16 protein-coding genes are annotated in these 14868 nt (G+C 48.1%); 12 read left to right on the top strand and 4 right to left on the bottom strand.

Annotated elements, in window-relative coordinates:
* Position 1 precedes the first annotated feature (1 nt).
* The 7 genes from HPY31_RS24895 (at position 2) to HPY31_RS24865 (ending at position 5609) form a co-directional block, all read left to right on the top strand.
* Complete coding sequence (locus HPY31_RS24895; protein ID WP_007727936.1) at positions 2-262, top strand: IreB family regulatory phosphoprotein; 261 nt, start codon at positions 2-4, stop codon at positions 260-262.
* Between the two features lie 9 nt (positions 263-271).
* Entirely contained in the window at positions 272-688 is a 417-nt protein-coding gene (gene ruvX, locus HPY31_RS24890) for a Holliday junction resolvase RuvX (RefSeq protein ID WP_172142881.1), read from the top strand.
* A gap of 5 nt (positions 689-693) precedes the next feature.
* The gene (locus HPY31_RS24885) at positions 694-984 is read left to right on the top strand and encodes a DUF1292 domain-containing protein (RefSeq protein ID WP_005832492.1); all 291 of its coding nucleotides are present in this window, start codon (positions 694-696) and stop codon (positions 982-984) included.
* A gap of 147 nt (positions 985-1131) precedes the next feature.
* Positions 1132-2232: an endolytic transglycosylase MltG gene (mltG, locus tag HPY31_RS24880; RefSeq protein WP_172142880.1), complete on the top strand. Its 1101-nt coding sequence runs from the start codon at positions 1132-1134 to the stop codon at positions 2230-2232.
* Between the two features lie 105 nt (positions 2233-2337).
* Positions 2338-2973: an O-methyltransferase gene (locus HPY31_RS24875; RefSeq protein WP_012685621.1), complete on the top strand. Its 636-nt coding sequence runs from the start codon at positions 2338-2340 to the stop codon at positions 2971-2973.
* A 51-nt stretch (positions 2974-3024) separates the two neighbouring features.
* Positions 3025-3669 carry a uridine kinase gene (gene udk, locus HPY31_RS24870; protein ID WP_016739257.1) on the top strand — a complete coding sequence of 215 codons (645 nt, stop codon included), beginning with the start codon at positions 3025-3027 and terminating at the stop codon, positions 3667-3669.
* Positions 3670-3782: 113 nt separating this feature from the next.
* Positions 3783-5609 carry a peptidoglycan D,D-transpeptidase FtsI family protein gene (locus HPY31_RS24865; RefSeq protein WP_172142879.1) on the top strand — a complete coding sequence of 609 codons (1827 nt, stop codon included), beginning with the start codon at positions 3783-3785 and terminating at the stop codon, positions 5607-5609.
* On the opposite strand, the gene HPY31_RS24860 is transcribed toward HPY31_RS24865, so the two are convergent.
* Positions 5521-6012 (bottom strand): Mov34/MPN/PAD-1 family protein, encoded by a 492-nt coding sequence (locus HPY31_RS24860; protein WP_049684149.1) that lies wholly within the window; start codon positions 6010-6012, stop codon positions 5521-5523. The genes HPY31_RS24865 and HPY31_RS24860 overlap by 89 nt on opposite strands.
* A gap of 216 nt (positions 6013-6228) precedes the next feature.
* Here HPY31_RS24860 and HPY31_RS24855 point away from each other — a divergent pair, with 216 nt between their 5' ends.
* On the top strand, positions 6229-7293 hold the full coding sequence (locus HPY31_RS24855; protein ID WP_172142878.1) for an HD-GYP domain-containing protein: 1065 nt from the start codon (positions 6229-6231) through the stop codon (positions 7291-7293).
* Positions 7294-7485: 192 nt separating this feature from the next.
* Positions 7486-8052 carry a GNAT family N-acetyltransferase gene (locus HPY31_RS24850; RefSeq protein ID WP_016739260.1) on the top strand — a complete coding sequence of 189 codons (567 nt, stop codon included), beginning with the start codon at positions 7486-7488 and terminating at the stop codon, positions 8050-8052.
* 91 nt (positions 8053-8143) lie between these two features.
* Here HPY31_RS24850 and HPY31_RS24845 read toward each other — a convergent pair whose 3' ends face one another.
* The 3 genes from HPY31_RS24845 to HPY31_RS24835 are packed head-to-tail and all read right to left on the bottom strand — an operon-like array spanning position 8144 to position 12581.
* Positions 8144-8866, bottom strand: coding sequence for a DUF1266 domain-containing protein (locus HPY31_RS24845; RefSeq protein WP_172142877.1), 723 nt, complete (start codon positions 8864-8866; stop codon positions 8144-8146).
* 20 nt (positions 8867-8886) lie between these two features.
* Positions 8887-10881: a J domain-containing protein gene (locus HPY31_RS24840; protein ID WP_172142876.1), complete on the bottom strand. Its 1995-nt coding sequence runs from the start codon at positions 10879-10881 to the stop codon at positions 8887-8889.
* The gene (locus HPY31_RS24835) at positions 10881-12581 is read right to left on the bottom strand and encodes a molecular chaperone HscC (protein WP_172142875.1); all 1701 of its coding nucleotides are present in this window, start codon (positions 12579-12581) and stop codon (positions 10881-10883) included. Before HPY31_RS24835 ends, HPY31_RS24840 begins: the two co-directional genes overlap by 1 nt.
* A 190-nt stretch (positions 12582-12771) precedes the next feature.
* On the opposite strand from HPY31_RS24835, the gene HPY31_RS24830 reads away from it, so the two are divergent.
* The 3 genes from HPY31_RS24830 to HPY31_RS24820 all read left to right on the top strand — a co-directional run.
* Complete coding sequence (locus HPY31_RS24830) at positions 12772-14091, top strand: SMI1/KNR4 family protein (protein WP_253901944.1); 1320 nt, start codon at positions 12772-12774, stop codon at positions 14089-14091.
* Between the two features lie 16 nt (positions 14092-14107).
* Entirely contained in the window at positions 14108-14539 is a 432-nt protein-coding gene (locus tag HPY31_RS24825) for an immunity 22 family protein (RefSeq protein WP_172142873.1), read from the top strand.
* A 37-nt stretch (positions 14540-14576) separates the two neighbouring features.
* Positions 14577-14868: ankyrin repeat domain-containing protein (locus HPY31_RS24820; protein WP_172142872.1), on the top strand; the 292-nt coding region annotated here is incomplete at its 3' end.

Here is a 14868-nt window from a genome sequence, read left to right as displayed (position 1 = left end):
TGTGAGTTCGTTGGATAATACCATGAAATTCACGGTGCCCAAGGAAGCGAATGCGGCGGATGTCCAAGAAACATTGACAGAGGTGTACAAAGCCCTGCAGGAAAAAGGATACAACCCGATCACCCAGATCGTCGGTTACTTGCTTTCTGGCGACCCGGCGTTTATCCCACGCCACAACAACGCGCGGAGCCTGATTGGCAAATTGGAACGGGACAAAATCATAGAAGAGTTGGTGACCGTTTACTTGTCAGAGCGCAAGTAGACCTTAACGATGACACGATTGATGGGGTTGGATGTAGGCGACAAGACGATTGGAGTAGCTGTCAGCGATGAGCTGGGATGGACTGCGCAAGGAGTAGAGACCATCAAGCGACAATCCAAGGAAAAGGATTTTGCCCGCCTGAGCGAATTAGTTTCGCAGTATCAAATTGGGGCTTTCGTAGTTGGTTTGCCCAAAAACATGAACGGAACCATAGGCCCGCGTGCTGAAATGTGTCTAGCATTTGGCAAGCTTTTGGAGGAACGTACGTCTCTTCCTGTCCACATGTGGGACGAACGCTTGACGACAATGGCGGCAGAGCGTATGCTGATTTCTGCTGATGTTAGCCGTCAAAAGCGAAAGACAGTGATAGATAAAATGGCGGCCACTTTAATCCTCCAAGGATATTTGGACGCGAAATCGAGGTGACCACAATGAGTGAAGAGATGATGGAAGAGTTCGAAGTGGGCGATGTGATCGCGCTAACGGAAGAAGGTACCGAGGAACCGCGAGATTTTCGTATCATGTACATTTTTGACATTGAAGACCGCAGCTATTTGGTACTCGTACCAGTAGATCAGGAAGAGGAAGAAGAGTACGAGGTTCACTTCCTGCGCTATGACGGTACAGACATGCTTCAGCCAATCGAGGATGATGAAGAGTGGGAGCAAGTAGAAGCTACCTTCGAAACGTTGATTGCTGATTTGGAGAAAGACGGAATTTAATAGATTCGTGGAAAGAGAGTCCGCAACTGGCGGACTCTTTTTTTATGTCTTTTTTCGCCAAAATCACCCATGAAGTGACAGTTGGATAAGCCTCTTGTATAATGAATGGGATGGAGATAAAGAGACCCTAAAGGGAGGATTTCTAGCTTGAAACCAATGTCAGCGAAGCCTGATTTTAACCCCGAACGCCCTGCGACGCGTCGACGCAGACGCGGCGGACGAATTGTGATGTGGCTGGTTGCCCTGTTGTTGTTGATCATTTTGGCTGCGGGGGGAGCAGCGTGGTACGTGTACCAGCAATTACAGCCTGTCGCAGGTGAACAGACGGTGAAGAACGTGGCGATTCCGTCCGGTTCCTCCGTACAAAAAATCGGTCGGGTACTGGAAGAACAAGGTCTGATCCGAGATGCCGATGTATTTAATTACTACGTGAAGTATAAAGGCGTGGCCCCTGATCTTAAGGCGGGAGAGTACCAATTCACGACTGGCCAAGCCATTGACGAGATACTAACAGCCATGGTGGAAGGAAACACGGTGATCAATGCGAACCGATTTACGATACCAGAAGGCTGGAATGTCGAACAGATCGCAGATCATCTCGATAAAGAAGGCATTGTAGAGAAAGCGGCATTCTTAAAAGAAGTAAATGAAGGTGCATTCCCCGAATATCCTTTTGTTGCTGCCATACCGAAGCAAGCAGATCGAAAAAACCGTCTGGAAGGGTATCTGTTCCCGGAAACGTATGAGGTGGACAAAGAAGCTACGGCACATGAAATCGTCTCGCGTATGCTGGCTCAATTCCAAAAGGAATGGAAGCCAGAGTGGACAGAGCAGCTGAAGCAGCGCGATTTAACACTGGATGAAGCAGTGAATCTCGCATCGATCGTTGAACGTGAAGTAACCGTTGACAAGGAGCGTCCGCTTGTTGCAGGAGTGTACTACAATCGAATTCGCGATAAGTGGCCGTTGCAGGCTGATGCTACCGTCCAATTTATTCTTGGCAAACAACGAGACAGGCTGACCTTTGAGGACCTAAAAGTAAAAAGTCCGTATAACACGTACACAAATCCTGGATTACCACCGGGCCCGATTGCCAACCCAGGCAGAGCTTCGCTTGAAGCAGTCGTCAATCCGGCCAAACACGATTACTTTTTCTACGTGACGAAAAAAGACGGAACGTCCGAGCATTACTTTTCCAAAACACTGCAAGAGCATGAAGCAAATAATAAGAAAAGCAGGGGAAACTAACCAGGTTTCCTCTTTTTTTTGCCTGCACTCAACAGTGCTTGACGTAGCCAAGTTTTCCTTTGATGTGCTATAATAATTCGGTTGTAACGAAAGAGGAGTGAAATCATGATTACCAATCCGGCAATTGACGACTACGTGTCAAGCCTGGTTCCCGAGCGTTCTTTGCTGCTCAAGCGACTGGAGCAGGAGGCGGCAGAGGAAAACATCCCCATTGTGCAGCTCCCATCCGCTCAAGTCATGCGGATGTTGTTATTGCTGCATCGTCCCAAAGCGATTCTTGAAGTGGGTACAGCAATTGGGTATTCCACCATTTGGCTTGCAGAAGCTGCACCGGAAGCGCGAATTGTCACGATGGACATAGATGAAGATCGATTGGTGAGAGCACGGGAAAATATAAAAGAAGCAGGATGTGCCGATCGTGTGGAAATACTCTCACGTGACGCCACTTTAGGGCTGCCGGAGTCGTATCAATTTGATTGCTTGTTTATCGATGCGGCCAAAGGTCAATATCGAACGTTCCTCGATTTATATCTACCGCTTCTTCGCGAAGGCGGTTTGGTAATCAGCGACAATGTCCTGTTCCGAGGACTGGTGGCGACCCCAGAAGAAGCGGGCAAGCGCCAGCGTCCGATGGTGGACAAGCTGCTTTCTTATAATTCACATCTAATGGAGCGTCCTGATTTAGAAACGACATTTATTCCAGTCGGAGACGGGTTGGCCATCAGTATGAAAAAGAAGTAAAAACATAGGGTCGTATATGCGTAAAGCATCATGAGGAAGGGGACATGAAGCATGGGTAACCCCGTATTGATTGGGGTAGCGGGAGGCAGTGGTTCTGGAAAAACGACTGTAGCAAAGGAGCTGTACCGCCAGTTCCAAAATGATAGTGTAACGATGATTGAGCAGGATTCCTACTACAAGGATCAAAGCCATTTGAGCCCAGAAGAGCGGGCGCTGACTAACTACGACCATCCCTTCGCTTTTGACAACGATTTGTTGCTTGCGCATTTGCAGGAGCTCATGCAAGGAAAAGCGATTCAAAAACCGATCTACGATTTCAAGGTGCATAACCGCAAGCCGGAGCAAATCCAAGTCGACCCAAAGGATGTCATCATTCTGGAAGGAATGCTGATTCTGGAGGATGAGCGGATTCGTAATTTAATGGATATCAAGGTGTTCGTCGATACCGATGCGGATGTGCGTATTGCACGTCGGATCGTACGTGACATCGAAGAGCGCGGTCGTTCCCTTGATTCAGTGGTGACACAGTACTTAAACGTCGTTCGACCGATGCACTTGCAGTTTATTGAGCCGACCAAGCGATACGCAGACGTCATCATCCCAGAGGGCGGCTACAACCGAGTAGCATTGGATCTGTTATCCACGAAGATCGGAAATATCTTATTGGAGAAGCACCAATTCACCAATCAATCATAGACACCTAAAAGTGCACCGTGCCGTACGGTGTGCTTTTTTCTTTTTTCTTTGTTCGTTGTTTCTGTCGCGTACATTCCGGCAATACTGGTGAAAAAAGCCAGGGAGGGAATTCGATGCAGCTGGATCGACGAATCAAAAGACGTCACTTCCTTGTACTTCTGTCCATGTCGTTGTTATGGCTCGGTTTGATCGTGCGTTTGTGGTGGATTCAACTTGGATCACCCCATCGGTTTTCTCGGCATGGTGTTGACTTGGTAAAAGCAGCAGTAAAGCAAAGACAGCAAAGCATCGTACTGCATAGCGGGCGTGGCGATATCGTAGATCGAAATGGGTACGCCTTTACCGGAGAAGAGCATCTCGCCTTGATTTTGTTCCCGTTGGCGCGTGGGAGCCTCCAAGGAACAGATGGCTTGCAGCGGTTGGCTCAAATAACCGGAGAATCTAAGGAACGCCTGTCAGAGACCATGGAAAAGGCGAAAGTACCGCTGCTCATGCGAGAGGCGTCTGGAAAGCTGGTGATGCTCACAGAGCGGCAGGCCGAGGAAATCAATGCCCTTGCCATCCCAGGAGTTGTGGCATTGGCGGTGACAGAGCGATACCGTGCTGATGAAGTAGCCAAGCATTTGATTGGTTTTATCCATAAAAATCCCAACATGGTGCAGAAGCTGTATCCAGATGAATGGACAAGCGGCAAAATGAATGCCGAGAGCACGCTAGGGGCGTCGGGCCTGGAGCGAAGCTTTGACCGTTTTTTACAGGGGGTCGAGCCGTCTGTCTTGTCCTATTATGTAGATGGGCATGGTCAACCGCTCCGAGGGTTGGATATCCGCTATACAAAGCAATCGAATCAATACTATCCGTTGTCCTTGACGACTACCTTGGATGCAGCGATCCAGAGACGCATGGAGGCAGCAGCCGATCAAGTAGGTCTCAAAGAGGGCAGTATCGTGGTTTTGGACGTACAGACAGCCGATGTTCTTGCAGCTGTGAGCCGTCCTACCTATGATCAAACGAATGTTACAGGAAACACGAGCGATTGGAAGAATCGCGCATTCAAACAACTCCCGCCTGGTTCGGTCTATAAAACTGTGGTAGCAGCAGCCGCCCTGGCGGAAGGAATCGTTTCACCAACTGACCGTTTTTTATGTACAGGGGAATACGGGAAGTACCATTTCTCCTGCTGGAAAAAAGAAGGCCACGGCAGTGTGACACTGGAAGAAGCGTATGCCCAATCCTGCAACATTGCGATTGCCCATATCGCCAAGATGGTAGGCGGGGAAAAGTTGGAGGAATATGCAAAAAAGCTGGGCTTGACCACTCAAGTGGGACATCTTACCCCTCATCTGTATAAACTCCAAAACTTCAAGCAGCTGGATGGCGAAGAGCCAGGTAGAGTCTTTGCTGAGGGGATATCCCGCGACGATGAAGGCGTCCTGATTCAAAGCGCCATCGGTCAGCGGGATGTACGCATTACCCCCTTGCAAGCAGCAAATATGATGGTAACGATTTTGCGTGGCGGTCAAAGCTCTCAAGTACGGCTGGTAAAAGAGATCGCATACCGAAATGGCCAGTCGTTCCATACATTCCCCGAGCAGAAGCTCACTTTGGACGGTATTGACTACGTCACAGCCAGCAAATTGCGAAAAATGATGCGAAAAGTTGTCACAGAGGGAACAGGAAAGATGCTCATGAATTCCGCTTGGCAGGTGGCAGGCAAAAGCGGGACCGCGCAAATCGGGGATGCGAATGGAAACAACCATCTGTGGTTTCTCGGGTACGCTCCGTTAGAAGAGCCACGTTACGCCATTTGTGTCGTGGCAGAAAACCAGCCGAGTTGGGGGAAAAACCAGGCTATGGAGCTTTTTCACCAAGCTGTTGCTGGGCTTGCCGATCATACAGCTCAATCTTCCCAACCTCGCGAAGAGTATTTCCGAGGATGAATCCTCTTGCGTTAATTTGATTGTTTTTACTTAGCCCGACGATCAGCATGAGGGGAGAGGAAGACATGTACATGGATTGCGAGGCTTTTGCCCAAATAGTTCTCTTATCACCTTTGCTGGGTGACAGGCGTTTCACCGTATGACTATGCCAATCACCAATGTATTTCCATTGTCGATTTCTGCTTAATTTGCGGACGAGCTTGTTGAGATGCGTGTCATCGAAAAAAATAGAATGTGGCTGGTGAATCGCATTTGGGCCTGGTTCACTTGCATACGTAACGACCCATCTATCCTCACCAAGTGGGTATCCCATCATCACCCCTCCTGTTTCCAGTGAGGGTTTTTTTCGTACGGCCTGCTCAATCTGTTTCCACGCTTTTGGTGTGATGTACAGCGTCGTCATGAGACGTTCGTCCCTCCTTGATAAAACCACTGACATTTGCTTGATATCATATGTATGCGAATGGTGAAATGACCCGTGTCCAGCAAAGTTAGGAATTGTCGAAAAAAAGATTGTAACTAACCTTCTTCCTTTCTATAATTTGAATAAAAGTGTGAGTTCAAAAAGTCGGCTTTTTGAACAACCTCTACTAAGACGGAGACTGGAAAGGTTGATTGTATGCCTTTGGCACCTGTTGATCTCTCACTGATTGGACAAGTATTAGCGGCAGATTTGTACACCGAACAAGGAATATTGCTGCTGGGACAAAATACGACGATCACACCTGCCCATGTGATCCTATTGCAAAAGCAACGAGTCCGTGAGGTTGAAATCATACAGAGTCTTACAGAGGGAACTGGTGAGGAAGTTACTTCTCAACTATTCCAACTTGATGCAGATTCTGAGACCGTTGCTGCTTATGTACAAGCTCTCGACAAAACGAGACTACTCTTCGACGAACTGACAGTCGGCGGGGCACAAACACTTGATCACTTTTCCAACATCTTTTTTGATGTAGCAGAAAAGTCGACGAAGCATTTGGGGTTGTTCCGGAACTTGTACGTGCTGGAAGGGGCAGACAGCTATACATACCGACATTCATTAAATGTAGGCATTCTCTGTTCGCTTATAGCTCGCTTGATGAAATGGGATGAAGAGCGAGTAGCATTCATGGGGATAGCCGGATTTATGCATGACATTGGGAAAATGAGAGTACCGAAGGAAATATTGCTGAAGCCAGGCAAGCTAAGTGAAGAGGAATTTGCGATCATGAAGAAGCATACCGTCTTCGGCTATGAAATGATCCGTGAAATGAAGGGTGGGACTGAGCTGTTGGCATTGTGTGCCTTGCTGCATCACGAGCGACTCGACGGGTCTGGCTATCCGGAGCAAAGAAAAGGCGATAGCATTCCAATTGAATGTCAGGTGCTCGCTGTTGCCGACATGTTTGATGCGATCTGTTCTGATCGGGTGTATAAAGGGAGGACGTCCCCATTCGAGGCGGCACAGCTCCTATGGAAGGAAGCCTGTAACGGAATATTGAACGTCGAGATCGTTGCACAGTTTGTTCGCTACATTGCCTTGCTGTACGTAGGCGCGAAGGCGAGGTTGAGTAGCGGGGAAGAAGTCGAAGTCATTCTCATTCATCAGGATGAACCGATGCGTCCGTTGGTAAGAAGAATGGGTGAATTCCTCGATTTGCGGCATGATCGCAAGCTGACGATTGAAAAAATGATTGGATAAGAAAACCCGATGCGAAAAAGGGAAAACCGCTCTCGGAAAAATGAGAGCGGTTTCATTGTTGCTGATCTGTGAACGATCGTCGGGAAAGCTCGATCAGCTTGGAAGATTGTGACACAATGAAAGTGTGTATGATAAACAAAGAAACGAAAAGAATCGTGTCGTGCGAATGCTCGAAACGCTAGGAGGAAACACATGATACGCAAAGCGGAACCGACAGATGCAGCTTTTGCTGCGCCATTAATTTACGATGCCATTGGCGATATCGCGCATACGTTGACAGGTGCAACGGAGGCGGCGGAAGCGATTCGTATGATGGAGGAGTTTTTTGCGAAGGAGAATAACCGGCTCAGCTACGAAAACGCAGTGATTGCCATGGATGGAGATGTACCAGTAGGACTGGCGCTCTTTTATCATGGAAGCCAAACAGAGGTGCTCGATCGCCCCTTCGTTGAGCATGTCCAACGTTTGACTGGCGAGACGATTACGCTCGTAAAAGAAGCAAAGGACGACGAGTTCTATTTGGATTCTGTTGCGGTTGATTCCTCGTGCAGAGGGAAGGGGATCGGATCACTTCTCCTGGATGCTTTTGAAAAAGAAGCAATTCAACGTGGACATGACCGAATCGCTTTGCTTGTTGACGAGGAAAAACCACGTGCGCGCAAGCTGTATGAATCGCTCGGCTATCGTGAGGATGGGACAGTGATCGTAAGCGGGCATAAATTGAGCCATATGGTGAAGGATCTACCGAAAAAGGCGTAAGAAGGCATCTAATGGGCTTGATACAAGAATAAAAAACGTTTCCCGTCGGACAAAGCGCAAGAAGTCCGAGGGAAACGTTTTTTTTGTAAGCTTAGCTGCTAAAAGCAGGGAGGCATTCTGCATGGGGTGATGAGGGCAGGTAAGGTGTGAGATCAAACTTCCAGTCAAATTCACGGATCGGACTGTACTTACCCGTCAAGAGTTTCAAAATGTGAGCTTCGGTTGCTTTCCTTGTATGTTTAGACGCGCCTGCTTCGTCGTAAAGATTGCCGCATGCATAGGCAAACAAATACTCTTCCCAGCTCGAATAAGCGAGTTGGATTCGCTTGGCTACGTTCAGCATGCCTTCTACGGCCTCCGCCTTGGGAAGATAGGACTGCTGGGCGCCTGCCTTGCAAATAATGAGATACCAGGCGTAATCAAAAGCGGCAATACCGGCATGTGGGAGTCTGTTCATGTACGCGTACACGACCAACTGTCGGGCTGACTCCAGATCGCCTTTTTTTAAGGACGCGATGTAGTTGGAACGATTGGCATCGCTGAGTGTAGATAATACGTGGCGATGCTGATCAAATTCAGTTCTTCGCCCATGCTCCAAAAACCAAGTCAAGCGCTCTTTCGTTTTCGTGGCATCCCCGGTATCCCATCTGTTATCAATACGAAGCCGCAAAAACGTATCGCGCAGGCGGTTGTATTCGTGGATGGCCAAATAATACGCGAGCCGCTTCTGATTTAGGCAAACAGAGGAGAGCGCATGCAAGTAGCGGCTTAACTTTGGATCGATCTCTTTTTCGTTTTCTGCTTCTTTTGTCATGGTAGTCCTCCCTGCCTCCTTTAGTGGAATGTCAATGCTTTGCGAGTTTTGGGAAACTCACGAATGATGCGGATGTAATACAACATGGAAATCACCGCGAGAATCCCCAGAAGCCATGATCCCGTCCATCCTATTTCTTCTAAGTCAGGCTTGGCATTGATATACGTATCGGCCATGAGAATCGACTGATAGGGATGCTTTCGTTTTTCCAAAGCATTCACAATGACAGGCAACATCTCCCCATCCGGTATCGCCTTCAGCGTTCCTCGCATCGTTATGGATTGCTTGTCATGAATTTCCTTGGCATGGTCGTAGTCCGTAATGACAATGATTAATTGTTGACCCAGATATCCCACATTTACATAGCCTGTGTCCGAGTTTAATAGATCTCGCTCTTTGGCTTTGGCAGCAGGGATGAACTCTGCTTTTGGCTCAGGATACTTCTCTTTGTCATAGACACGGAGCATATTGATATAAGACGCTTTGGTCAATGTAAATTCGACCTGGTAGCCAAGAGGAGTTTGTTTCATCTCTTCCACCGTCTTGATTTGGACAGGCTTATATTTATTGACCAAGGAGTCAACCATTTGCTCCGAAGTCATATCCAGCTTCATGGATACGACAGCAAACATAGCGTAATGGAGCAGAAGGAGAAAAATAATCGTCCAAATGTTACGTCTCGTGTAGAGAGCAAAAAATTGCTTGAGCCTTGCTAGCCTTCCAGGAAGTCCAAGCGTTTGCAAGTTTTTTCTCCTAACAGCTTTGGCTTGCTTGCTCGCAGGTGGTTCCGTCATTTTGTTAAACGGTGAGTGTATTTGTGTCAGGCATATCTTCGCGTCGATATCGGATGGATTATGCGAGAGTATCTCCTGAAAAACTTCTTGCGCCTTCTCCCATTCCCCTAGCTGAAGATAGCATTTCCCCAGCAAGCTGCGAGCGTCCCACAGTTCTGGCATGCGAGTGAGGATTTCCTCGCAATCTTTAATCGCATCTGTGGCATCTCCCTTTTCGAGGAAAAGTCGGGCACGATACAAATACGCATCGATGTTATCTGGATCAAGACGTATCAATTGATCAAAGGTATGAAAGGCGCGATTCTTATTTCCGGTTCGCAAAAAATATTCGCCCTGCAAACGGATCAAATCGGGGTCAAGAGCGTACAGAGCATGAGCTTTTGCCAAATAGCTTTGAGCCGTTTCCCAATCATTTTCCATGAGGGCAAATAACGCATCGCTGCGCCATTCTAGAAACGCTTCAATATCCAAGTCATCACGATTCTCAAAAGAGGGGTAACGCAGCGTGAAGATCTGGTTAAGCTGGCCGTTCAGGTAAGCGACAAAACGTCCTGAGAGCTGGCTTGCGTGCTTTTCTGATTTCTCCCGCCATTGAAAATGGGAATCGAGCAGCTTCCACACTTCATAAGGCAAGTGATAGTGTTCTTCTAAAAAGTGGAGAAATCGCGTATCGATGAGTTGATGGCAGCCGACATTCCACATGGCCTCGTCATTCAGCAACTCACGCCAGTTTTCAAGCAGGATACGTTTGTGATAGTTGTCGTACAACTCTTGCGTACGGCGGAAAAAACGCTCCACCATATCATCGGGGTTCATGGAGCGTTCGGAATGATCGTAGTTCTCCGTGAAATCGTACCGCTTGGGAATCGGGATTTCTTCTTGAGAGACTACTTCTTGCGTTGGTTCCTCTAAAAATCTGTCAAACAGGGTGAGCCGCTGCGGCGGATCGTAGCTAGGCTGCTCTTCTTCTGCTGGTTCAGAATGCCACTGCTCATATCGACGTCTCGGCGGCTGGAGGTGAATCGTCTCTTCTTGCATTTCAGGATCCCGCTTGTCGTCATTGCGTGTGAACTTCAGAGCGAGGTCATACGCCTCTCGCAATCGCTGAAAGCCTTCAGGATCAACTTCCGGATTGTGCACCTTCAACTTTTTGGCATAAGCCTTTTTTATCTGGGCAGGATTGTCCGTCGGTTCAATCCCGAGAATCTCCCAAATCCCCATTAATACTCATTCCACCCTTCAAACATGTCCAGCTGCTGCTTCAATTCTTCTGCTGCTTTGGCAATGTCCCTTTCATTTTGGGTGGACAGGACACTTTCGAAGCGGCGTAGGTAATTCGCAATGATCATACGGTTTTCGCCCAACGCTTCCTCATACATACGCTCGCCTTTTGCCAGAAGCAATCGATTTTCGGTTCGTTCTCTGGGGTGGATCTTTATGTTTTGAAGAGCTTGAAAACGCTCCTCAATTTCTTCTTTTGAAAGACTACCCGGATTTTTTTCGATGACGGCCTTGGTTTTGACTCCTGTAGATACGACAGTCACTTCGACTTCGAGAATCCCGTTGATGTCATATGTATAACGAACATCGATAGACTCCTCGCCCTTTTGGGCAGGGGGAACTTTGATATTCAGTTCGCCAAGCTTGAGGTTATGTTCGACGCGTCGGCTTTCGCCTTGATACACGTCAACGAGAATGGAGCGTTGATTATCGTAAACGGTGTACAGGCGTTCTACCCGGCTGACCGGGATTGGCGTATTGCGCTCGATGATCGGAAAAAAGTAGCCATCCTCATGTTTGCCATTTGCCATGGTTTGAACAATCCCCGTACCGAGTGTGTATGGGCAAACATCTGTTAATACAAGCTCGTTTAACGCCTCGTTGCGTTCCTTGAGTGCTGCTTGTATCGCTGTACCCAATGCAACAGCCTCATCGGGATTAATATGGGAATAGGGCAGTCGCCCAAATATTTTGCTTACGATGGACTTGATAAGCGGCATCCGCGTCGCACCGCCAATAAGCACGATGGCATCTAGGTCCCGAGGTGAGATGGATGCGTCTCGCAAAGCACGCTCGATCGGCTGACGCAGTCGTTGCAGCAGAGGAAATGCGAGTTCTTCCAGCTGATTTCGACTAAGGGTCGTTTCAACCAGCTCACCCTGAATATTGACACTCATCTTCCCTTCTTGCTCGGAAAACAAGGCACGTTTGCACAACTCAGCTTGTTTGTGGATGGACGAACGCGTTTTGCTGTCCAGCGTGTTGATATCGAGTCGATGGGCTTCTATGAAATAAGAGGCGATCAGATCGGTAAAGTCTTCGCCGCCCAAAAAGTTGTCTCCAGCGATTGATTTTACTTCCATCACACCTTCGAACATTTCCAAAATAGAAACGTCAAACGTTCCACCACCCAAATCGAATACGAGGAATTGTGTCTCGGATTCCTCTTGATGGAGCCCATATGAGATTGCGGCGGCAGTCGGTTCGCTGATTAAGCGCTCTACTTTCAGTCCAGCAAGCTCTGCTGCCCGCTTGGTCGCTTTGCGTTGTGTGTCGTTGAAATAGGCAGGCACACTAATAACCGCCTCGTGAACGGGGTGCCCTAAATGAGCCTCTGCATCTGCCTTCAAAGATTTAATCACAAAGGAGGAAAGGTCATCGGCAGAAAAGGAATATCTTCCTAGTTGGTATCTTTTTTCTGTCCCCATAAACCGTTTAAAAGTAGAAGCGGTACGATCTGGGTGAGTTAAGAGGCGCTCTCTGGCGATTTTTCCAATCAAGATCTCGCCGTTCTCATCGACGCTGACAACAGAAGGAGTCAGTGTTTCTCCGAGTGCGTTTGGAATGAGCGCGGGTCCATTTTCAGTCCAGTAGGCAACCAAACTGTTCGTCGTGCCCAAATCAATTCCAATGGTGGTCATTAGCTAGGTCCTCATTTCCGTGTTTTTTCTACTAATATCGGCAAAAATAGTGACTTAGTAGATAATTTTACCATGAAAAATATGGATATAATTGGTGCTTTAGTAGGATATGAAATCGAATTTTAGAAAAAGAAAATAGATATAGAATTCGTAAGATAGAAAACGACAGACGAGAGAGGTCGTTATGCCAATGCAGCAACGAATGGAAAAGTGGTTTGAAGCGTGGAAGTTACTTATGCATGATATGGAGCGACAAGGTGCTCAGGTTTGGCCGCTCACCATAGAACCTCCAGCAGCGCTGGAAGAAATCGAAAGAAGAGAGGAAAGTCTCGGAATCAGCTTTCCCGCGACGATCCGGACTATTTTACTATTGGGCAGCAGTCAGGTTCAAATAAATTGGTCGTTGCCATCTCGAGCGTTAGATCCTTTTTCGCTCAGTGGGGATTTGGGATGGTCATTGGATGCGTTTGAGTGGCCGTACTTTGGTGGGGACGAAGAGAGTGAGGACGAGAAAAGGTATCTCTGTTTTCACGTCGGTGGGAATGGCGACATGCTGCTCATCGATTTGTCGACAGGCGTGGATGACCCACCCGTTTATTCTTGGGGGCATGAGACAGACGAATTCCTATTGCTCGGCAAAAGCTTCACAGAGTTCGTAGAGCGAGTCACGGAGCTGGGCTGTATTGGGGCAGAGTGCTGGAATTATGAAGCACTCGCCGGTGCAGATGGGCTCGATGTCGAGGGGCAAGTCGCACAAGAGTGGAAAGAATGGCTGCAAATTTATCGGACGCTAACCTTTGAAGAGGCAGCGCAAGATTTCGAGAAGCTAGTCTTGTTTGCAAAAATGCATGGTGCAGGAGATTCACGTATCCAAGAGGCATTTACCCAGTACGATTGGAAGCCAATTTTGCAAAAATGGGTAACACAAATTGAGCAGGAAACCTCATCGAGTAATCTGCTACTTTGGTGCCAGCTCATTGTCGAGACAGTGGGCAAGAAGGCAGAGAGCTGGGTGCGCTCGCTATGGGAGTCCGGGCCACATTATGAACGGATAGGGTCAAGCCAACGTGCATATCTAACGGCAGCTTGTTTGCCGGAAGAAGAGGGCTTACAACGAGTTTTGTCTGAAATGGATGAAGTCGTTGCCAGGAAAGAATGTTTGGTAGGATATGCTGCCAACAGTCATTTGCATCACTTTCACTCCCGAGAAGTCATTTTGTGGATGGAGCCGCATGTGGCGTACCCGATTGAAGGCTGGGATGAGCTTTTCGCGGTGTCACGTCCACAATGGGAGGATCTGATTCGCTGGCTGGACGGAAATGAAGCACAGCGGCAGATTGCATTAAGTGCTTGGGGAAAAATGCTGACAAGTGGTGAATCGCCTTCCGGTGAAGCGAATTGGCAAGAAATCAATCGGTTGCTGGATGTAGCATACGAAAAAGCCATTCTGCGCAAGGAAAAGGAGCGTGTAGATCGTATTCGCTCTTCCTTGGAAACCGTAAAGCATTAGACGAGGGGGAGAGACAATGAGAAATGTTGTAACCGTATGGGGAACAACCTTACAGTCTTCCGACGAGCTAGCGGATTTTCTGACCCCGGTTTACGATGAGGACGGGGATGTGATACCGTCTGGCTTTTTAACAGCGTCTGGTCTTGAATGGATAGACGAGGACTTTTTTGAAGTACATGAGGTACAGGATGCAGAGGCAAGAGCGGACTTTTTCATGTATTTGGAAAACGAATATGCGATGAATGCAACCCTCGATCGAAAAGAATGGCCGGAAAAGCTCACAGAGGAAATTGGCAAGTACCCACATGTCATTTTGCTGTATGGCAATGAATCGCGGTACGGATCGATTAACGAAAAATTGTTCGATCTCACTGAGGGCGGCGGGCAAGAAAAAGATTCACCGCTGGTCCTGCTCGCGAAACTAGTATTTGAAACAGAAGAGCGGTAAGGAGCAGGGAGGAATACATAAGAGAGGAGAGAAAGACATGGCTTACCATTTCGCAGATTTGTATGATGCGGCTGAACTCGGAGACATCGAGCTCGTAAAAAAGATTGTGACGAAACAGCCGGAGTTGCTGCATGAAAAGGATGAGTATGAGTTTTCCGTACTGCATGGCGCAGTGATGACGGACGATGTAGACCTCATTGCGTATTTGGTCGCACAAGGTGCGGACGTTCATGCGAAAAACGATGAGGGGATTACCCCATTGCATATCACGCTCTATCCAGAGGTTGCAGAGGCGCTCATCGCGCACGGTGCAGACATACATGCCAGTG

The sequence above is a fragment of the Brevibacillus sp. HB1.3 genome (genome assembly GCF_013186635.1).
GTDB classification, from domain to species: Bacteria; Bacillota; Bacilli; order Brevibacillales; family Brevibacillaceae; genus Brevibacillus; species Brevibacillus brevis_D.
The sequence above is the reverse complement of the archived record's forward strand: the minus strand, read 5'-3'. Positions and strand labels throughout refer to the sequence as shown.

Bases quoted from the DNA above. Each gene is read 5' to 3' on its own strand.
- ruvX (WP_172142881.1), top strand. From the start codon at position 272: ATGACACGATTGATGGGGTTGGATGTAGGCGACAAGACGATTGGAGTA.
- HPY31_RS24830 (WP_253901944.1), top strand. From the start codon at position 12,772: ATGCAGCAACGAATGGAAAAGTGGTTTGAAGCGTGGAAGTTACTTATG.
- HPY31_RS24850 (WP_016739260.1), top strand. From the start codon at position 7,486: ATGATACGCAAAGCGGAACCGACAGATGCAGCTTTTGCTGCGCCATTA.
- HPY31_RS24845 (WP_172142877.1), bottom strand. From the start codon at position 8,866: ATGACAAAAGAAGCAGAAAACGAAAAAGAGATCGATCCAAAGTTAAGC.
- HPY31_RS24860 (WP_049684149.1), bottom strand. From the start codon at position 6,012: ATGACGACGCTGTACATCACACCAAAAGCGTGGAAACAGATTGAGCAG.
- HPY31_RS24855 (WP_172142878.1), top strand. From the start codon at position 6,229: ATGCCTTTGGCACCTGTTGATCTCTCACTGATTGGACAAGTATTAGCG.
- HPY31_RS24875 (WP_012685621.1), top strand. From the start codon at position 2,338: ATGATTACCAATCCGGCAATTGACGACTACGTGTCAAGCCTGGTTCCC.
- HPY31_RS24825 (WP_172142873.1), top strand. From the start codon at position 14,108: ATGAGAAATGTTGTAACCGTATGGGGAACAACCTTACAGTCTTCCGAC.
- HPY31_RS24885 (WP_005832492.1), top strand. From the start codon at position 694: ATGAGTGAAGAGATGATGGAAGAGTTCGAAGTGGGCGATGTGATCGCG.
- HPY31_RS24840 (WP_172142876.1), bottom strand. From the start codon at position 10,881: ATGGGGATTTGGGAGATTCTCGGGATTGAACCGACGGACAATCCTGCC.
- HPY31_RS24835 (WP_172142875.1), bottom strand. From the start codon at position 12,581: ATGACCACCATTGGAATTGATTTGGGCACGACGAACAGTTTGGTTGCC.
- udk (WP_016739257.1), top strand. From the start codon at position 3,025: ATGGGTAACCCCGTATTGATTGGGGTAGCGGGAGGCAGTGGTTCTGGA.
- HPY31_RS24865 (WP_172142879.1), top strand. From the start codon at position 3,783: ATGCAGCTGGATCGACGAATCAAAAGACGTCACTTCCTTGTACTTCTG.